General features: G+C 38.3%; 18 protein-coding genes. 17 read left to right on the top strand and 1 reads right to left on the bottom strand.

The genetic code is table 11. From position 1 onward, the window contains the following. Positions 1 to 109 precede the first annotated feature (109 nt). Genes aspS through A9Q68_RS07905 form a run of 4 tightly spaced genes read left to right on the top strand, consistent with a single transcriptional unit; the run spans position 110 to position 4,630 of the window. Positions 110 to 1,858 (top strand): aspartate--tRNA ligase, encoded by a 1,749-nt coding sequence (gene aspS / locus A9Q68_RS07920; RefSeq protein WP_071794173.1) that lies wholly within the window; start codon positions 110 to 112, stop codon positions 1,856 to 1,858. Beyond that, a complete protein-coding gene (locus tag A9Q68_RS07915; RefSeq protein WP_071794172.1) occupies positions 1,851 to 2,792 on the top strand; it encodes a YitT family protein in 942 nt (313 codons plus the stop codon). Before aspS ends, A9Q68_RS07915 begins: the two co-directional genes overlap by 8 nt. A 24-nt stretch (positions 2,793 to 2,816) precedes the next feature. Continuing rightward, a complete protein-coding gene (locus tag A9Q68_RS07910) occupies positions 2,817 to 3,695 on the top strand; it encodes a YitT family protein (protein WP_071794171.1) in 879 nt (292 codons plus the stop codon). A gap of 53 nt (positions 3,696 to 3,748) precedes the next feature. Beyond that, entirely contained in the window at positions 3,749 to 4,630 is an 882-nt protein-coding gene (locus A9Q68_RS07905; protein ID WP_071794170.1) for a YitT family protein, read from the top strand. Between the two features lie 51 nt (positions 4,631 to 4,681). Here the strand turns inward: A9Q68_RS07905 and argS are convergent, their stop codons facing one another. After that, on the bottom strand, positions 4,682 to 6,370 hold the full coding sequence (gene argS / locus A9Q68_RS07900) for an arginine--tRNA ligase (RefSeq protein ID WP_071794169.1): 1,689 nt from the start codon (positions 6,368 to 6,370) through the stop codon (positions 4,682 to 4,684). 286 nt (positions 6,371 to 6,656) lie between these two features. Between argS and argR the strand changes: the two genes are divergently transcribed. The 13 genes from argR to A9Q68_RS07835 all read left to right on the top strand — a co-directional run bounded on the left by argR (position 6,657) and on the right by A9Q68_RS07835 (position 19,099). Continuing rightward, positions 6,657 to 7,094, top strand: coding sequence for an arginine repressor (argR, locus tag A9Q68_RS07895; protein WP_071794168.1), 438 nt, complete (start codon positions 6,657 to 6,659; stop codon positions 7,092 to 7,094). Continuing rightward, complete coding sequence (locus tag A9Q68_RS07890) at positions 7,091 to 7,444, top strand: YlbF/YmcA family competence regulator (protein WP_071794167.1); 354 nt, start codon at positions 7,091 to 7,093, stop codon at positions 7,442 to 7,444. Before argR ends, A9Q68_RS07890 begins: the two co-directional genes overlap by 4 nt. After that, positions 7,431 to 9,980: a DNA mismatch repair protein MutS gene (gene mutS, locus A9Q68_RS07885; protein WP_071794166.1), complete on the top strand. Its 2,550-nt coding sequence runs from the start codon at positions 7,431 to 7,433 to the stop codon at positions 9,978 to 9,980. Before A9Q68_RS07890 ends, mutS begins: the two co-directional genes overlap by 14 nt. Before the next feature lie 303 nt (positions 9,981 to 10,283). Continuing rightward, positions 10,284 to 12,251, top strand: coding sequence for a DNA mismatch repair endonuclease MutL (gene mutL, locus A9Q68_RS07880; RefSeq protein WP_071794165.1), 1,968 nt, complete (start codon positions 10,284 to 10,286; stop codon positions 12,249 to 12,251). Positions 12,252 to 12,261: 10 nt separating this feature from the next. Next, positions 12,262 to 13,485: an MDR family MFS transporter gene (locus A9Q68_RS07875; RefSeq protein WP_071794164.1), complete on the top strand. Its 1,224-nt coding sequence runs from the start codon at positions 12,262 to 12,264 to the stop codon at positions 13,483 to 13,485. A gap of 1 nt (position 13,486) precedes the next feature. After that, positions 13,487 to 14,080 carry a Holliday junction branch migration protein RuvA gene (ruvA, locus tag A9Q68_RS07870; protein WP_071794163.1) on the top strand — a complete coding sequence of 198 codons (594 nt, stop codon included), beginning with the start codon at positions 13,487 to 13,489 and terminating at the stop codon, positions 14,078 to 14,080. Positions 14,081 to 14,083: 3 nt separating this feature from the next. Further along, positions 14,084 to 14,638, top strand: coding sequence for a DNA-3-methyladenine glycosylase I (locus tag A9Q68_RS07865; RefSeq protein ID WP_071794162.1), 555 nt, complete (start codon positions 14,084 to 14,086; stop codon positions 14,636 to 14,638). Positions 14,639 to 14,759: 121 nt separating this feature from the next. Further along, a complete protein-coding gene (locus A9Q68_RS07860) occupies positions 14,760 to 16,013 on the top strand; it encodes a competence/damage-inducible protein A (RefSeq protein ID WP_071794161.1) in 1,254 nt (417 codons plus the stop codon). A gap of 90 nt (positions 16,014 to 16,103) precedes the next feature. Next, positions 16,104 to 17,240 (top strand): recombinase RecA, encoded by a 1,137-nt coding sequence (recA, locus tag A9Q68_RS07855; protein WP_071794249.1) that lies wholly within the window; start codon positions 16,104 to 16,106, stop codon positions 17,238 to 17,240. A 340-nt stretch (positions 17,241 to 17,580) separates the two neighbouring features. Further along, positions 17,581 to 17,979, top strand: a complete 399-nt coding sequence (gene spx / locus A9Q68_RS07850) for a transcriptional regulator Spx (protein ID WP_071794160.1) — start codon at positions 17,581 to 17,583, stop codon at positions 17,977 to 17,979. Positions 17,980 to 18,091: 112 nt separating this feature from the next. Further along, positions 18,092 to 18,361, top strand: a complete 270-nt coding sequence (locus A9Q68_RS07845; RefSeq protein WP_071794159.1) for an IreB family regulatory phosphoprotein — start codon at positions 18,092 to 18,094, stop codon at positions 18,359 to 18,361. After that, a complete protein-coding gene (gene ruvX, locus A9Q68_RS07840; RefSeq protein ID WP_071794158.1) occupies positions 18,358 to 18,777 on the top strand; it encodes a Holliday junction resolvase RuvX in 420 nt (139 codons plus the stop codon). The genes A9Q68_RS07845 and ruvX overlap by 4 nt, the downstream gene beginning before the upstream one ends. A gap of 10 nt (positions 18,778 to 18,787) precedes the next feature. Beyond that, the gene (locus tag A9Q68_RS07835) at positions 18,788 to 19,099 is read left to right on the top strand and encodes a DUF1292 domain-containing protein (protein WP_071794157.1); all 312 of its coding nucleotides are present in this window, start codon (positions 18,788 to 18,790) and stop codon (positions 19,097 to 19,099) included. Positions 19,100 to 19,131: the final 32 nt, after the last annotated feature.

Raw genomic sequence — 19,131 nt, 5'->3', positions numbered from 1 at the left:
TAATAAAAAAGTCCAATAGAATCAAGAATCTCACCCCAAATGGGTGGGGTTTTTGTGTGCTTTTTGTTATAATAGAAATTGACAAAAAATGTATGGGAGATATATACAGATGAAACGTAGCATGTATGCTGGTCATGTGCGATCAGAGCACATTGGACAAGAACTTACTTTAAAAGGTTGGGTTGGACGTCGTAGAGACTTGGGCGGCCTTATTTTTATCGATTTACGCGACCGTGAGGGCATCATGCAACTTGTTATTAATCCTGAAGATACAAGTGCAGAGGTGGTTGCTCTTGCTGAGAGTATTCGTAGCGAGTACGTCATTGAAGTGACTGGTTTGGTTCAGGCCCGTCAACAGGCTAATGACCAATTGGCTACTGGTGCGGTCGAACTAAAAGTAACTGCTTTGGCAATTTTGAACGCTTCTAAAACAACACCTTTTGAAATTAAAGATGATGCTGAAGTGAGTGATGAGACGCGTTTACGCTACCGTTATTTGGACTTACGTCGTCCGCAAATGTTAGAAAACTTCAAGTTGCGTGCAAAAGTAACCCATTCTATCCGCAATTACCTTGATGGTTTAGACTTTATTGATGTGGAAACACCAATGTTGACTAAATCAACACCGGAAGGTGCGCGTGATTATTTGGTTCCTAGTCGGGTTAGCCAAGGTCATTTCTATGCCTTGCCACAAAGTCCACAGATTACCAAACAATTATTGATGAATGCTGGTTTTGACCGTTACTATCAAATCGTTAAGTGTTTCCGTGATGAAGACTTGCGTGGTGACCGTCAGCCTGAATTTACTCAGGTCGATTTAGAAACATCATTCTTATCTGAGCAAGAAATCCAAGACATCGTTGAAGGCATGATTGCTAAAGTCATGAAAGATACAAAAGGAATTGAAGTTACCTTACCATTCCCACGCATGGCCTACAATGACGCTATGAATCTTTACGGATCTGATAAACCAGATACCCGTTTTGAGATGCTTCTACAAGATGTTACAACTGTAGTAAAAAGTGTAGACTTTAAAGTCTTTTCGGAAGCTGAAGCAGTCAAAGCTATTGTTGTCAAAGGCAAAGCAGACCAATTCTCTCGTAAAGATATTGATAAATTGACTGAATTCGCTAAACAGTTTGGGGCAAAAGGCTTAGCTTGGGTTAAAAAAGTCGATGGCTCCCTAACAGGACCAGTAGCCAAATTCCTAACGGAAATTGACCAAGATTTGACAGACGCTTTACAACTAGCTGAAAATGATTTAGTCCTATTTGTCGCTGATGCATTAGAGGTTGCTAATAACACACTAGGTGCCCTCCGCAGCCGCCTTGCCAAAGAACTTGACTTAATCGATAACAGCAAGTTCAACTTCCTATGGGTTGTTGATTGGCCAATGTTTGAGTGGTCAGAAGAAGAAGGCCGTTACATGTCGGCACACCACCCATTCACATTACCAACTGAAGAATCAGCCCATGAACTAGAAGGTGATTTGGCCAAAGTTCGTGCCATTGCCTATGACATTGTACTCAATGGTTATGAATTAGGCGGCGGTAGTCTCCGGATTAACCAAAAAGAAATGCAGGAACGCATGTTTAAAGCCTTAGGCTTTACAGCGGAATCGGCAGCTGACCAATTTGGTTTCTTATTAGAAGCTATGGATTATGGGTTCCCACCACACGGTGGTTTGGCAATTGGTCTTGACCGTTTTGTCATGTTGTTAGCTGGAAAAGATAACATTCGTGAAGTTATTGCTTTCCCCAAAAACAATAAAGCAAGTGATCCAATGACCCAAGCGCCTAGCTTGGTATCTGACAAACAATTAGAGGAATTAAGTCTTCAAGTAGAAAGTCATGATTAGAAAAACAACTTACAAGAAAAAAGTTAAATACGTTATTAGCCGTGGTGCTAAAAAGGTAGGATTATTAAAAGCCTTACGCAGTATCTCTAAAGAGAAATATGCTGAAAAAATTTCAGCCTCAATCTTATATGGGATTTTGTCTAGTATTGCCGTCAACTTCTTCTTTCAACCTGGTCATGTTTATTCCAGTGGAGCAACAGGTTTAGCCCAAGTTGTTTCGGCAATTTCGGGACGTTTTCTTGGATTTACGATTCCAATTTCACTAGCTTTTTACGCTATTAACATTCCACTATTGTTGTTAGCTTGGTATAAAATTGGTCATAAATTTACCATTTTCACCTTCATTACAGTTTCCATGTCCTCCTTCTTTATCCAAATCATGCCCCAGGTCGTTTTAACTAAGGATCCTCTCATTAATGCCATTTTCGGTGGATTAATCATGGGTCTTGGTATTGGACTTGGCTTGAAATCTCGGATATCAAGTGGTGGGACTGATATTGTCAGCTTAGCTATTCGCAAGAAGACTGGCAGTGACGTTGGTAAGATTGCTTTAGTTGTTAATGCAACCATTATGGTTTTTGCCGGCCTCCTGTTTGGATGGCAATATGCTCTTTATTCTATGGTGGCAATCTTTGTAAGTACTCGTATCACTGATGCTATTTACACCAAACAAAAGAAAATGCAAGCCATGATTGTGACAGAATATCCTGAGAAAGTCATCAAAACAATTCATCACAAGCTGCATCGTGGGGTGACCTGTATCAATGACGCTGAAGGAACCTATAAACATGTTCATAAGGCAGTCTTAGTTACCATTTTGACGCAAGAAGAATATAATGATTTTAAATTTTTAATGTTAAGAACCGATCCAACGGCCTTTATCTCCGTTGCTGAAAATGTCCGCATTATCGGGCGCTTTGTAGAGGATGATTAGCATTTAGAAAAACTGGAGGTTGGGATGCCATTCGATAGTAAAGTTGAAATCAAAAAATTTGCATATATATTAGCTGGTTCAGCGGTCTACGCCTTTGCCTTTGTTTATTTTTACATGGCAAATCGTATTGCCGCAAACGGCATGGCTGGTTTAACTCTTGTTGGGAAAGCTGTTTTAAATATTGATCCAATTATTTCCGGTTATGCTATTAACCTGCCTTTAGTTTTTATTGGCGCCCGGTTTTTTGGAAGACGTTCAACCATTTATACGGTATTTGGTGTTGTATCACTCTATTTCTTTATCTGGCTCTTTCAAAGGTTACCATTAGCCATCGATTTAGATCACGATAAGTTGGTCATCTCTTTAATGGCCGGGATTATTGGTGGTCTTGGGGGCGGACTAGTTTTCCGAAGTGGTGGCACCATCGGCGGTGCTGATATTATTGGTAAGCTGATGGAGACTAAGTTAGGTTTACAACTCAATCAGGCACTTCTAGTCATCGATATTTTTGTGATGATCCTATCCTTAACCTATATTTCCATTCCAGATATGATGTATGCTTTAATTGCCAGTTTTATGTATGGCCGTATTGTTCATCTGGTGCAAAATGGAGGTTACTCTGTTAGAGGTACTATTATTGTCTCAGATAATGCTCTCGAGATTGCTAAATTCATCATGGAAGAGTTAGGGCGAGGAGTAACCTATCTCAATGGTGAAGGTGCCTACTCTGCAAGAGAGAAAAAAGTTATCTATACTGCCCTTAGTCGTACAGAAGTCAGGGAAGTTAAAGAAGTTATTAACGTGATTGATCCTAGGGCCTTTGTTTCTATCTTTGATATGGATGAAATTAATAGCCCAGATTTCTTCATTCCCAAGAAGAAAAAACGAAAGAAAAAGATATAGCTAGTTTGCTTCTTTTTGAAGCAACTAGTTTTTTGTAAAAATAAGGAGTTGAAATGACACAATTTAATCTTTGGTTATCTCGGATACGCGCTTTAGTAATTATTACTATTGGGGTTGCCATCTATTCGTTTGGCTTTGTAAACTTCAATATGGCTAATAAATTAGCCGAAGGCGGCGTATCGGGCTTAACCTTGATGTTACACGCACTTATGGGTATCAACCCTGCTTATTCTTCATTAATTCTGAATATTCCATTATTTATCATTGGAGCTATGATTTTTGGTCGCCGTTCACTAGCCTTAACCATTTATGGCACAGTAACCATGTCTATTTTTATTTGGATTTGGCAAAAAATTCCAATTGAGCTGGGACTTGAGCATGATATGATGTTGGTCTCTGTGGTAGCAGGTCTTTTTGCAGGTGTTGGTTGTGGCCTAGTTTTCCGATATGGGGCGACAACTGGTGGTACTGATATTATTGGTCGTATTGCAGAAGAAAAAATGGGAATCAAACTTGGGCAAACCTTGCTTGCCATTGATGCTGTTATTTTAACGGCCTCATTAACCTATATTGACTTGAAACACATGCTTTATACTCTGGTTGCTAGCTTTGTTTTTAGCCAAGTCTTGACTGTTGTTCAAAATGGTGGTTATACCATCCGTGGGATGATTATTATTACTAAACACTCCAAGGCTGCCGCACAGGCAATTCAAACAGAGATTAATCGTGGTGTTACTTACTTGAAAGGTGAAGGAGCATACTCAGGTAATGAATACAATGTCATGTATGTCACAATGAGCCCAAATGAAGTCAGAGAAGTGAAACGCATTTTAGCAGACTTAGATCCAGATGCCTTCATCTCCATCGTTGATGTGGATGAAGTTGTTAGCTCAGATTTCAAAATTCGTCGTAAAAATTATGATAAACCAGTATAAGAAAAAAAGTTCTATTCTTTCAAGAATAGAACTTTTTTGTATTAAGATGGATTACATTTTTTCTGGAGCTTGAACACCTAAGAGGCGAAGAGCTTCTTTGAGGACGATTGCTGTAGAATAGCAGAGCGCCAAACGGCTTTCGCGTTCATCAGATTCGTCAAGGATGCGAGTATGGGCATAATATTTATTGAAAGCTTGTGCCAATTGAATAGCAAATTTAGCAATGATAGATGGGTCATATTTATCTGCAGCACGTTCAACGTTAGCAGCAAAGCTTTGAAGCAATTTAACGATTTCCCATGATTCAATGTCGTTTAAAGAATAATCTTTGTTAGCATCGGGTGTGAAATCAGCTTTACGAAGGATTGATTGGATACGTGCATATGTGTATTGAACGTAAGGTCCAGTTTCTCCTTCAAATGAGACCATAGCTTCTAAGTCGAAGTCATAACCATTGTCACGGTCTGTTTTCAAATCGTAGAACTTAACAGCCCCAACCCCAACAGCATGAGCAACAGCTTCTTTGTTTTCTAAGTCTGGGTTTTTAGATTCAATTTGTGTTAAGGCACGAGCAACAGCCTCGTCAAGAGTTGGTTCAAGACGGATGATATTCCCTTTACGTGTTGATAATTTTTTCTTGTTTTTAGTTACAAGACCAAATGAAACGTGGATCATATCATCAGACCAATCAAATCCCATTTCTTTAAGAACAGCTTTTAATTGTTTGAAGTGATGAGATTGTTCTTGTCCAACAACATAAATATTTTTAACAAAGTTAAAAGTACGTTGACGGTACATTGCAGTTGCCATATCACGAGTGATATAAAGTGTTGCACCATCTGATTTTTTAATTAATGCTGGTGGAAGGTTGTATTTTTCAAGGTCAACAATTTGAGCACCTTTAGATTCTTTAAGAAGGTTTTTGTCTTCAAGAATCTTAATACCTTCATCCATTTTATCATTGTAGAAAGCTTCACCGTGGAAGTGGTCAAATGAAACATCTAATTTATCGTAAATACGGTTGAATTCAACAAGACTTTCGTCACGGAACCATTGCCATAAATCCCAAGCTTCTTTGTCGCCATCTTCCAATTTCTTGAACCATTGGCGGGCTTGGTCATCTAATTCTGGTTTTTCTTCAGCTTCTGCATTGATACGAACATAAAGCTTAAGCAATTCATCAATTGGATTCGCTTCAACAGCTTCACGATCACCCCAAAGTTTGTAAGCAACGATCAACATACCAAACTGTTTACCCCAGTCCCCAAGGTGATTGATACGGATTGAGTTATAGCCAAGTTTAGAGTAGATATGACCAATTGAATCCGCAATAACAGTTGAACGCAAGTGACCAACTGAGAAAGGTTTAGCAATATTAGGACTTGACATATCAAGTGTTACATTTTGGCCATCACCAATATGTTGTTGACCATAGTCAGCTTTTTCTGAGATAACGGCATGGAGAACATCTTTAGAGATGGCCGCTTTATCTAAGAAGAAGTTGATGTAAGGACCTACTGCCATAATCTTTTCAAATTGGCTTTGGTCGATTTTTTCAGATAGCTCAGCAGCAATAATTTGTGGAGCTTTGCGGAGCACTTTAGCAAGGCTAAAAGCAGGGAAAGCAATATCTCCCATGTCAGAATTTTTTGGTGTTTCAAGCAAGTTATAGATTGTTTCTTGGTCCAACTCAGGAACCACTTTTGCAATTTCGCTCGCAATTAATGATTTAGTATCCATCTTGTTTCTCCTAAAATAGTTTGTCACTCCATTCTATCACATTTTCTCAAAATAAAGAAGAAATGATTTGGGAAATTATACTAAAATCACTTTTTGTCGAAAAATGTGATAAATCTTACACTTACTTTTTGGTCGAAAGTTTAAAATAGAATGGTTAAGTTTAATTTTAAAGGGTTTTCAGGCTAGCTAAAAGCTAGGGAAATCTAAAACAAATGATAAGTTAATGAAAAATTAAGTATTTTTTGATATAATTTAAAAGGATAATTATACAAGAGGGTGGGAACAGATGAATAAAATTGAGCGACAAAATCAAATCAAGCGCATCATCCAATCGGAACATATTGGTACGCAAGAAGAAATCAAAAATTTTCTCAGTAAAGAAGGCATTAGAGTAACACAAGCAACCCTATCTCGTGATTTGCGTGAAATTGGTTTATTAAAACTTCGTAATGAAGAAGGAAAACTTTATTACAGTTTATCAGAACCAATGGCTTCTCCATTTAGCCCAGATGTACGTTACTATGTTTTAAAAGTGGACCGTGCTGGCTTTATGCTTGTCCTCCATACAAATTTAGGTGAAGCAGATGTTTTAGCTAATTTAATTGATAATGACGATATCGACGAAATCATTGGTACTGTTGCAGGAGCTGATACGTTATTGGTTATTTGTCGCAACGAAGAAATTGCAGAGCGTTTTGAAAAAGATTTGGTCTTAAGCATATGACACTTTATGATGACTCTCTCACTCAACTCTTGACTGCTATTGCTAAACACCCCAGTATCCAAGCCTTTAAAAGCATTGAAAAACAAATGCAGGAGCATCCTGAATTGCAAGCATTAGCTTTTGAAATGAAAAAAAAACAACAAGATGCCATTCTTTTTAAGCAGATTGAAAAAGAGAGAGCAGCAGATCAATCCGGTAAACTTGCAGAAACGATTGAAGGAGAACTCGAAAACCATCCTTTGGTCGAGGATTATCGTGAAAAGATGCAAGATGCTAGTGATTTGATACAATATATTACAAAGACAATAGAAGAAAAAGTTAATAAGGAGGTTGGGGATGTCCAATCCTAAGATTTCTCCTGGAATGCAACAGTATCTGGACATAAAAGCAGATTATCCAGATGCTTTTTTGCTTTTTAGAATGGGAGATTTTTACGAATTATTTTATGAGGATGCGGTTAAAGCGGCGCAAATTTTAGAAATCGGTTTAACCAGTCGTAATAAAAATGCTGAAAATCCAATTCCAATGGCGGGAGTACCTCATCATTCCGTTCAACAATATATTGATGTTTTAATTGAATTGGGTTATAAAGTGGCCATTGCAGAACAGATGGAAGACCCTAAAAAAGCTGTTGGAGTGGTTAAGCGTGAAGTTGTTCAGGTCATTACTCCGGGAACAGTTGTCGACTCTGCTAAACCCAACTCAGCCAATAACTTTTTAGTAGCCATCGATAGCAATGGCAATCAATTTGGACTTTCATACATGGACTTGGCCACAGGTGAATTTTATGTGACGACCTTGTCAGATTTCACCAGCCTTAGTAGTGAGATTCTCAATCTTAAAGCCAAAGAAGTCCTTGTGGGCTTTGACTTAAGTGACAGTCAAGAAAAACTATTGAGACAAGACCATAACTTGTTGCTGACATTCAGTCAAGCTGTAAGTGATGAGACGACTCTTTTAGATGCCGATATATCAGAGCTTGAGAAGACAGTTGCTGCTAAATTGTTAGCCTATATTCAAGAGACGCAAATGCGAGAATTATCCCATTTGCAAAAGCTTGTTCATTATGAAATCAAGGACTACTTGCAAATGTCCTTTAGTACCAAAGCAAGTTTAGACCTGATTGAGAATGCTAGAACGGGTAAGAAACACGGCTCTCTATATTGGCTATTGGATGAAACCAAGACGGCAATGGGCATGCGTCTCTTAAGAACCTGGATTGACCGTCCTTTAATTAATGAAGAGGCTATTGCAAAACGTCAAAATATCATTCAAATACTCTTAGAAAACTTTATTGAACGTGCTGACCTGAGTGACAGTCTAAAAGGTGTTTATGACATCGAAAGATTATCCAGTCGCGTTTCTTTTGGTAAGGTTAATCCTAAAGATCTTCTTCAATTAGGACAGACTTTAGGCCAAGTACCATATATCAAGGCCGTTCTAGTTGCCATTGGCCATACGGAATTGGATGATTTGATTAGCCAAATTGACGAGATTCCAGAACTTGAAAGTCTAATCCGCTCGGCTATTGCCCCAAATGCCCAAGCAACAATCAGTGAAGGCAATATTATTCGGACTGGCTTTGATGAACGTTTGGACCATTATCGCAAGGTCATGAAGGAAGGTACTGGCTGGATTGCCGAGATTGAGGCTAAGGAGCGCGCGGCTAGTGGCATCAATAACCTCAAGATTGACTACAACAAAAAAGACGGTTACTATTTCCACGTAACCAACTCAAATCTTTCCATGGTTCCTGACCATTTCTTTAGAAAAGCAACGCTGAAAAATTCGGAGCGATATGGCACAGCCGAGTTAGCCAAGATTGAAGGGGAGATGCTGGAGGCGCGTGAAGAATCAGCTCAATTAGAATATGATATCTTCATGAGGGTGCGAGCTCGGGTAGAATCCTACATTTCACGTTTGCAACTCTTAGCCAAAGCCATTGCCACAGTCGATGTCTTACAAAGTTTAGCTCAAGTGGCTGAAAACAACCATTATGTACGGCCACAGTTTAACCATAGTAAAGAGGTTTCCATTATTAATGGTCGTCACGCTGTTGTTGAAAAAGTCATGGGTGTTAGAGAGTACATCCCAAATAGTATTGATTTAGGTGATCAAGTAACCATTCAATTGATTACTGGACCAAATATGAGTGGTAAGTCGACTTACATGCGCCAACTGGCTTTGACAGTCATTATGGCCCAAATGGGTTCCTACGTATCGGCTGATCAAGCCAACTTACCATTATTTGATGCAATATTTACCCGAATTGGTGCTGCTGACGATTTGATTTCCGGGCAATCAACTTTCATGGTTGAGATGATGGAAGCTAATCAAGCTATTAAGCGAGCTAGTCAAAATTCCTTGATTCTTTTTGATGAACTTGGTCGGGGAACAGCGACATACGATGGTATGGCACTTGCCCAGTCAATCATTGAATATATACACGATAATGTTGGAGCTAAGACCCTGTTCGCTACTCATTATCATGAATTGACAGCCTTGTCTCAAGAATTATCAGGTCTGCATAATGTTCACGTTGCAACTTTGGAAAAAGCAGGAGAGGTGACTTTCTTGCATAAGATTTCTGAAGGGCCAGCCGATAAATCCTATGGTATCCATGTCGCCAAAATTGCTGGTTTACCACAAAATCTTTTACAAAGAGCTGATAAGATATTAAGGGAGTTAGAAAGCCAATCCAAATCAGTGGCTACACCTTGGTCTGATAAAGCAAAAGTAAATACTACTGAAAGTAATCAACAGTTAGATTTATTCGCAAATGATAGTTACGAGCATATCATTGAAAAACTAAAGGAAATTGATGTCATGAATCTGACGCCTATGGAAGCAATGACCATCCTTTATGACTTGAAAAAAGACCTTTAAAAACAATCCTATGGATTGTTTTTTTGGTAGTTATTAGTAACTTTACAGAACTGTCAATTGACTGCTTAAATGCTTATATATTAAGGTTTTGGATTCTTAAGTTGACAGTGAAAACCCTGTAAAGATGCTTTTCAAACAACAAGTGTGACTAAAGTGAAATTAGTATACATAAGTAACCAGTTTGATCTGATTTGTACAAAATTGAAAAAGAAGTAAAGTGCCTCCATTTTCTGGAATTAGAAAAGCCCAAAGTCTCTTTACCTTTTATGTTATAATATTCCTTAAGAATGTGAGGTCAAGTCAATGAATAAAATAGTCGAGCTACCAGAAATATTGGCCAATCAAATTGCGGCGGGTGAAGTTATTGAACGGCCCGCTAGTGTCGTTAAAGAATTGGTCGAAAATGCAATTGATGCGGCTAGTAGTCAAATTACTATTGAAATAGAAGAGTCTGGCTTAAAATCAATCAAAATCACGGATAACGGGGAAGGCATGTCAGCTCAAGATTTGCCCAAAAGTATCTTGAGACATGCCACCAGTAAAATTAAAAATCAAAGTGATCTTTTCCGGATTAGAACGCTGGGCTTCCGCGGTGAAGCTCTACCCTCTATTGCTTCCATTAGTGAATTAACCATTGAAACGGCAACAGAAACTGCCCAATCTGGTTCGCGGATTTTTGTACGTGGCGGGAAAATTGAAAAAAAAGAGGATTTTTCAACGCCTGTCGGAACTAAAATCACGGTTGAGAACCTTTTTTACAATACCCCTGCTCGTCTCAAGTACATGAAGAGTATGCAGTCGGAGTTGGCTCATATTGTCGATGTGGTTAATCGTTTGAGTTTAGGGCATCCTGAGATTGCTTTCCGTTTAATTAGTGATGGTCGGGAAATGACCAATACATCTGGATCAGGTCAATTAAAGCAGGCAATTGCTGGCATTTATGGCTTGCAAACGGCTAAAAAGATGGTGGAAATTTCCAATGCTGATTTGGACTTTGAAGTGTCTGGTTACGTTAGCTTGCCAGAATTAACCAGAGCTAATCGTAACTATATCACCCTATTAATTAATGGTCGCTACATCAAAAATTTCCTCTTGAACCGGGCTATTCTTGATGGTTATGGATCTAAGTTGATGGTTGGTCGTTTTCCAATTGTGGTTATTGATATTCAAATTGATCCCTATTTAGCTGATGTCAATGTTCACCCTACCAAACAAGAAGTGCGTATTTCTAAAGAAAAAGAATTGATGGCACTCATTTCTGCAGCTATTGCGGACGCTCTTAAAGTCCAAGATTTGATTCCAGATGCTTTAGAAAATCTGGCTAAATCATCTACTAGAACAAAGGTTAAAGTGGAACAAACACGTTTACCTTTACAGTCTAGTAAACTTTATTATGACCCTCAACGCAATGACTTTTTTGTGGAAAAAAACGAAGTTAGCGAGGATAGACCGGTCTATAATGATGACATGGGAGATGTTTACAAGGCAGTCAACCCTGTTGAAGAAGGCCCAGCTGTAAACATGCAGTCTTCTGTTAAGCATGCTAGTCGCCCCGATATTGAATTAGAAGATGGGGACCATTCCGACCAAATCCTAAAAAATAAAAAGAAATTGGAACAGCTGGTTGATAAGCTAGAAAATGAAGAGGCGTCAACCTTCCCTGAACTCGAATATTTTGGTCAAATGCACGGGACTTATCTGTTTGCTCAAGGCAACCAGGGCCTCTTTATTATTGACCAACATGCGGCGCAAGAACGTGTCAAGTATGAATACTATCGGGAAAAAATTGGGGAAGTTGACAGTAGTTTACAGCAGCTTTTAGTGCCTTATTTATTTGAGTTTTCAGGGGCTGATTTCTTAAATCTGCAAGAAAAAATGCCTTTACTGAATGAGGTTGGCATTTATCTGGAGCCTTATGGTAACAATACCTTTATCTTGAGGGAGCATCCCATTTGGATGAAGGAAAGTGAGATTGAATCAGGGGTTTATGAGATGTGCGATATGCTGCTCTTGACCCAGGAAGTTTCGATTAAAACCTATCGTGCTGAGTTGGCCATTATGATGAGTTGTAAAAAATCTATCAAGGCAAACCATACACTAGATGATTATTCAGCGCGACAATTACTCCTACAACTAGCTCAATGCAAAAATCCCTATAATTGTCCTCATGGCAGACCAGTATTGATTCATTTTAGTAAAGCAGATATGGAAAAAATGTTCCGACGAATTCAAGAGAATCATACCAGCTTGAGGGATTTAGGCAAGTATTAGAAAGGAAGTCATGAAAGAGTTTTTTAACTTATCTAAGCAAATACAAATCAGGCAATTGGTCCGTTTTGTGACCATTACCTTGGGTTCAAGCATTTTCCCTTTCATGGCCATGTACTACACCAGTTATTTCGGGACATTTTGGACAGGGATTTTGATGATGGTGACCAGTTTAGCCGGCTTCTTTGGAAGCCTTTATGGCGGTCATTTATCTGATGCCATAGGCCGGAAAAAGGTTGTCATCTACGGCTCAATTGGCTCAACTTTAGGTTGGCTCCTAACAATTATTGCCAATCTTCCCGGCCACGTCTTGCCAACAGTCATGTTTCTTGGCATATTGCTAGTAGAATTAGCTTCTAGCTTTTACGCCCCAGCCTATGAAGCCATGTTGATTGATCTAACGGATTTGAGTAATCGTAAATTCGTTTATACCATTAATTATTGGTTTATCAATATTGCTGTCATGTTTGGTGCAGGAATTTCGGGCCTTTTCTATGACTATTACTTTTTAGAATTATTGATATCCCTATTAATTGCCAATATTATTTGTTTTTATATTGCCTATCGCTATTTTGATGAAACGAGACCTGACGATGACAACTTTAGCCATAGTTTGGGGCTAAAAGGAACTTTTGGCAACTATAAAGAGGTTCTCGTTGATAAGGCCTTTCTCCTCTTTACCTTAGGTTCTATCCTTTCTTCAAGTATTTGGCTACAAATGGATAATTACGTTCCCGTCCATTTAAAGCTGGCATTTGAGCAAATAGAACTTTTGGGGTATACCATAACCAGTGCAAAAATGTTGTCAATCATGGTATTTATCAATACTGTATTGATAGTCACTTTAATGTCCCTAACCAACAAATTAACAGAAAAATGGCCCCTTATGAGACAGTTCGTAATCGGAACGACCCTTTTTACCTTAGGAATGTTTTTAGCCTTTTCACTAAGTCATTTTTGGGGGATTGTGATAGCAGTTGTTCTATTTACTATTGGTGAAATGATTAATGTTCCAGCAAGCCAGGTCTTGCGAGCAGATATGATGGATCAATCTAAAATTGGTTCATATACCGGATTTATTTCAATGGCCCAGCCTTTGGGAGCAATCTTAGCGGGCTTAATCGTTTCTTTGAGTCATTTTACAGGTTTACTAGGCGTTCAAATCGTCTTCTTAATCATTGCTATTATGGGAATGAATCTGATCATTTTAGCAGCAAAACAGAAAGCAAAGGTATAACATGTTTGATTACATAAAAGGGCAGTTAACTAAAATTACTGCCAAATATATTGTCGTTGAGACAAGTGGCTTAGGATATATTATCTATGTTGCCAATCCCTATAGTTTTACAGATAGTGTCAACCAAAATGTGACCATTTATCTGCATCAAGTTATCCGGGAGGATGCCCACCTATTATTTGGTTTCCATACCGAAGATGAAAAGGATGTCTTTTTAAAACTGATTTCGGTTTCAGGAATTGGCCCAATGACAGCCTTAGCGATTGTTGCAGTTGATGATAACCAAGGCTTGGTTACTGCCATTGATAATAGTGACATTAAGTACTTGATGAAGTTCCCTAAAATTGGTAAGAAGACGGCACAGCAAATGATTCTTGACTTGGCCGGCAAGTTTGTGGAAGCACCCGCAAATGCTCAGAAGCAGAGCCAAAGCCAAACATCTGCAAATCAGCAACTTGATGAAGCCATTGAGGCACTATTGGCGCTCGGCTATAAAGCAACAGAGCTTAAGAAAATTCGAGCATTCTTTGAAGGTACCGACGAAACGGCTGAGCAGTACATCAAGTCAGCCCTTAAAATGTTGATGAAGGGGTAACAAATGACAAAACGCTGTGCATGGGTCCCTGTGGATAACCAACTCTATTGCGACTATCACGACAAGGAATGGGGCAAGCCCATATATGATGATCAAAAGCTTTTCGAACTTCTCTGCTTAGAATCCTATCAGTCTGGCCTTTCTTGGCTGACTGTTTTGCGAAAACGCTCTGCTTTCAACCAGGTTTTCCACAATTATGAGATTGCTAAAGTGGCTCAGTTCACCGAAGACGAAATGGCTGACGCCTTACAGAATCCAGGCATAATCCGCCATCGATTGAAGTTGGCAGCGACCGTCAACAACGCACAAGCCCTGCTAAAAATGCAGGAAGCAGGTCTATCTTTCTCAGACTATCTCTGGGGATTTGTTGATGGTGAGCCCATCAACAACTTGGTCGACCAGCAGCATCCAGTTCCTGCCCAAACCGATCTATCGGTAGCCTTAGCTAAAGACTTGAAAAAACGCGGCTTTAAATTCTTAGGACCAACCACTATTTACTCCTTTATGCAAGCCTCAGGAATGGTTAATGATCATGAATGCACATGTAGTTTTAAATAAATGACAAAATAGTAAAGTAATAACTTTACTATTTTCTTGTTTTCGGCTATAATTAATAAATGATTTTAGATTTTTTATGATAAAATGAAATAAAATTACGAATGATTAAGTAGGTGGTTAAATGAATGCTGAAATAATTGCTGTTGGAACGGAAATTCTAACCGGACAAATTGTCAATACAAATGCACAGTTTATTTCAGAAAAGATGGCTGAGATTGGAGTTGATGTTTATTATCAAACAGCAATAGGTGATAATGAAAAGAGGTTACTAGATGTCATTGAAATGGCTAGTAGAAGGAGCGATTTAATCATTTTGACTGGTGGCCTCGGTCCCACAGAAGATGACTTGACTAAACAAACCTTAGCTAGATTTTTAGGAAAAACACTAGTCTTTGATCAGCAAGCGAAGGATAAACTGGATCAATTTTTTGCTTCGCGGCCTAAGAGTTCAAGAACATCCAACAATGAAAGACAAGCACAGATAATAGAAGGTTCAATTCCTATTCAAAATATTACAGGTCTTGCTGTTGGGGGATTATTAGTAGATGGGGAAAAAACTTATGTTGTCTTGCCAGGGCCACCTAGTGAATTAAAACCCATGGTAACAAAACATTTAGTGCCTTTGCTAAGTAAAGGAAATGAAATCCTTTATTCTAAAGTCTTAAGATTTTTTGGAATCGGTGAGAGTCAGTTAGTAACAGTTCTATCGGAATATATCAAGAATCAAACTGACCCGACGATTGCTCCTTATGCAAAAACTGGAGAAGTTACTTTACGACTATCCACTAAATCAAATAGTGAGCAAGAGGCTAATGAAAAATTAGATGCTCTTGAAAAAGAATTACTCTCTGTAAGGAGTTTAGATAAGACTCCTTTATCAGAGTACTTGTATGGATATGGTGAAGACAATAGCCTTGCAAAAGTTGTCTTCGAAAACATCCTTAATAGAAAATTGACAATAAGTGCGGCTGAAAGTTTAACGGCTGGTATGTTTCAAGCGAAGATTGCTGATTTTTCAGGTTCATCGCAACTATTTAAGGGTGGTTATGTTACCTATAGCATAGAAGAAAAAGCAAGAATGTTAGGTATACCACTTGTCGATTTACAAAAGCATGGCGTTGTCAGTCACTTTACCGCTCAGCAAATGGCTCTGAAATCACGTCAGTTAATGCAATCTGATATTGGTGTTGGCTTAACAGGAGTTGCGGGCCCAGGTGAATTAGAAGGACATCCAGCTGGAACGGTTTATATTGGTATTTCAACTACCGAAAAAACAGAATCCATACAAGTATCAATTGGTGGAAGAAGTCGGTCAGACATTCGCTATATCGCAATGATGCATGCATTCAATTTGGTCCGAAAAACTTTATTATAAAGTTGTAATTTGATATAATAACATAAGTCTGGGAGCCTTTTATCATAAAAAATCAATATGATGGAGCTTCCAATGAAAGAGGAGAAAGAATTGGCAAAAAAAGTTAAAAAAACAGAAGAAATCACTAAAAAGTTTGGCGATGATCGCCGCAAAGCTTTAGACGATGCCTTAAAGAATATTGAAAAAGATTTTGGTAAAGGTGCTGTTATGCGTCTTGGTGAAAGAGCTGAGCAGAAAGTACAAGTTATGAGTTCTGGAAGCCTTGCTCTAGATATTGCTTTAGGTGCTGGAGGTTATCCGAAAGGACGCATTATCGAAATCTACGGACCAGAATCTTCTGGTAAAACAACAGTTGCACTACATGCTGTTGCTCAAGCACAAAAAGAAGGAGGCATTGCTGCCTTTATCGATGCTGAGCATGCTTTAGATCCTGCTTATGCAGCTTCACTTGGCGTTAATATTGATGAATTACTTCTTTCTCAACCAGATTCAGGTGAACAAGGTCTTGAGATTGCTGGTAAATTGATTGATTCAGGTGCCGTTGACCTTGTTGTTGTGGACTCTGTTGCAGCCTTAGTACCTCGTGCTGAAATTGATGGGGATATCGGTGATAGTCACGTTGGTTTGCAAGCACGTATGATGAGTCAAGCTATGCGCAAACTATCAGCTTCAATCAATAAAACAAAAACAATTGCTATTTTCATTAACCAATTGCGTGAAAAAGTTGGGGTTATGTTTGGTAATCCTGAAACAACACCTGGTGGTCGTGCTTTGAAATTCTACGCTTCAGTCCGTTTAGATGTTCGTGGAAATACACAAATTAAAGGTACTGGCGATCAAAAAGATAGCAATATTGGTAAGGAAACAAAAATCAAAGTTGTTAAAAACAAAGTTGCTCCTCCATTCAAAGTTGCAGAAGTTGAAATCATGTATGGTGAAGGTATTTCACGTACAGGTGAACTTATTAAAATTGCCTCTGATTTAGATGTAATTCAAAAAGCTGGAGCTTGGTTCTCATACAATGGTGAGAAAATCGGTCAAGGTTCCGAGAATGCTAAAAAATTCTTAGCAGATCATCCTGAAATCTTTGAAGAAATTGACCATAAAGTCCGTGTCAAAGTAGGCTTGTTGGAAGATGAGACAGAGGAAGTATTAGATTCACCTGCTGAGGTAGAAGCAGATGACCTTTTTCTAGATCTAGATGATGCCATCGAAATTGAAGATTAATAAAAAAGACCTAAGGGTCTTTTTTTGTGTTCTGTGTCTAAGTAATGAAGCATACTTTCTCAAATTGCTACCAATTGCCTCGGAATTTGGAGAAATCATTCGACTAGGTGACCATAGAGACATGTGATTTATATTTGGAATTGGAGTTTGGAGGACTTCGATCGGAGAAGTTTAAAATTGTGTAAAAGCGATTACAAGCCTGTTACAATGGGAGAAAAATCACAAAAAATCGGGCAATTTAGCCAAAAAAGGACAAAAAAATAGGTCCAAAGACCTATGTTCATGATTTCTAACTATGTTACAATTATCATATCACGAAATAGAAAGTGAGAACAACAACATGATTAAAATTTATACGATTTCAAGTTGTACGAGCTGCAAAAAGGCGAAAACATGGTTAAATGGCCACAAGCTCCCATATAAAGAACAGAACTTAGGAAAAGAACCTTTAACAAAAGAAGAAATTTTAGCAATTCTATCAAAAACAGAAAATGGTGTAGAGAGCATTGTCTCTTCTAAAAACCGTTATGCTAAGGCACTAAATTGCAATATTGAAGAATTGAGTGTGAGTGAAGTCATCGACTTAATCCAGGACAATCCTCGTATTCTTAAAAGTCCTATTTTAATTGATGATAAACGATTACAAGTTGGTTATAAGGAAGATGACATTAGAGCTTTCTTACCTCGCTCTATACGTAACATCGAAAATACGGAGGCACGCTTGCGTGCAGCCTTGTAAAAAAAGCTCTTCTTAGAGCTTTTTTTCTTGTCTCATAACTAGATTTCTTGTTAAATTTCTAAAAATAAGCTATAATAAATCATAGCACTTAGTTTAGAAAGAAGGTGTCAGTATGGGATTTACAGACGAAACAGTCCGCTTTAAATTAGATGATGGAGATAAGAAAGAGATTAGTGAAACTTTAACTGCTGTCTACCATTCATTAGAGGAAAAAGGTTACAATCCAATCAATCAAATCGTTGGTTATGTATTAAGTGGAGACCCTGCTTACGTTCCAAGATATAATGATGCCCGAAACCAAATTCGCAAATATGAACGTGATGAAATTGTAGAAGAACTCGTTCGTTATTATCTAAAAGGAAATGGTATCGACGTTAAATGAGAGTAATGGGATTGGACGTAGGTTCAAAAACAGTAGGAGTTGCTATTAGTGACCCCCTAGGTTTTACTGCTCAAGGACTTGAAATTATTAAGATTGACGAAGAGAAAGAAATTTTCGGTTTCGATCGCTTGGGAGAGCTTGTAGAACAGTATAAGGTAGATCGATTTGTTGTTGGCTTACCTAAAAATATGAACAATACAAGTGGTCCCCGAGTTGAAGCTAGTCAGGCCTATGGCCAAAAAATTGAAGAACTTTTTAAGATTCCTGTGGAATATCAGGATGAACGTCTAACTACTGTTCAAGCAGAAAGAATGTTGATTGAACAAGCGGATGTTAGTCGCGGGAAACGCAAAAAAGTTATTGATAAACTAGCTGCACAGCTTATTTTACAAAATTATTTAGATAGAACCTACTAAGGAGAAAAAAATGGCACATAATCACGACCACGATCATGATCACGAACATGAAGTTATTACGCTTGTTGATGAACAAGGTAATGAATCATTATTTGAAATCCTATTAACTATTGATGGTAAAGAAGAATTTGGTAAAAACTATGTTCTTTTAGTACCAGCTGGTTCTGAAGAAGATGAATCTGGTGAAATTGAAATTCAGGCTTACTCATTTACTGAAAATGAAGATGGTACTGAAGGCGATTTACAACCAATTCCTGAAGATTCAGATGCTGAATGGGATATGATTGAAGAAGTTTTCAATAGCTTTTTAGACGAAGAATAATAGAAGGCCCTGAGGGGTCTTTTTTTTGTTTT

The organism is Streptococcus bovimastitidis (genome assembly GCF_001885095.1).
Classification (GTDB): domain Bacteria; phylum Bacillota; class Bacilli; order Lactobacillales; family Streptococcaceae; genus Streptococcus; species Streptococcus bovimastitidis.
The sequence above is the reverse complement of the archived record's forward strand: the minus strand, read 5'-3'. Positions and strand labels throughout refer to the sequence as shown.

Coding starts and splice junctions, on each gene's coding strand:
- A9Q68_RS07905 (WP_071794170.1), top strand. CDS start 3,749: ATGACACAATTTAATCTTTGGTTATCTCGGATACGCGCTTTAGTAATT.
- mutS (WP_071794166.1), top strand. CDS start 7,431: ATGTCCAATCCTAAGATTTCTCCTGGAATGCAACAGTATCTGGACATA.
- A9Q68_RS07865 (WP_071794162.1), top strand. CDS start 14,084: ATGACAAAACGCTGTGCATGGGTCCCTGTGGATAACCAACTCTATTGC.
- A9Q68_RS07890 (WP_071794167.1), top strand. CDS start 7,091: ATGACACTTTATGATGACTCTCTCACTCAACTCTTGACTGCTATTGCT.
- spx (WP_071794160.1), top strand. CDS start 17,581: ATGATTAAAATTTATACGATTTCAAGTTGTACGAGCTGCAAAAAGGCG.
- A9Q68_RS07915 (WP_071794172.1), top strand. CDS start 1,851: ATGATTAGAAAAACAACTTACAAGAAAAAAGTTAAATACGTTATTAGC.
- argS (WP_071794169.1), bottom strand. CDS start 6,370: ATGGATACTAAATCATTAATTGCGAGCGAAATTGCAAAAGTGGTTCCT.
- ruvX (WP_071794158.1), top strand. CDS start 18,358: ATGAGAGTAATGGGATTGGACGTAGGTTCAAAAACAGTAGGAGTTGCT.
- A9Q68_RS07875 (WP_071794164.1), top strand. CDS start 12,262: ATGAAAGAGTTTTTTAACTTATCTAAGCAAATACAAATCAGGCAATTG.
- A9Q68_RS07860 (WP_071794161.1), top strand. CDS start 14,760: ATGAATGCTGAAATAATTGCTGTTGGAACGGAAATTCTAACCGGACAA.
- ruvA (WP_071794163.1), top strand. CDS start 13,487: ATGTTTGATTACATAAAAGGGCAGTTAACTAAAATTACTGCCAAATAT.
- A9Q68_RS07835 (WP_071794157.1), top strand. CDS start 18,788: ATGGCACATAATCACGACCACGATCATGATCACGAACATGAAGTTATT.
- argR (WP_071794168.1), top strand. CDS start 6,657: ATGAATAAAATTGAGCGACAAAATCAAATCAAGCGCATCATCCAATCG.
- aspS (WP_071794173.1), top strand. CDS start 110: ATGAAACGTAGCATGTATGCTGGTCATGTGCGATCAGAGCACATTGGA.
- A9Q68_RS07845 (WP_071794159.1), top strand. CDS start 18,092: ATGGGATTTACAGACGAAACAGTCCGCTTTAAATTAGATGATGGAGAT.
- mutL (WP_071794165.1), top strand. CDS start 10,284: ATGAATAAAATAGTCGAGCTACCAGAAATATTGGCCAATCAAATTGCG.
- A9Q68_RS07910 (WP_071794171.1), top strand. CDS start 2,817: ATGCCATTCGATAGTAAAGTTGAAATCAAAAAATTTGCATATATATTA.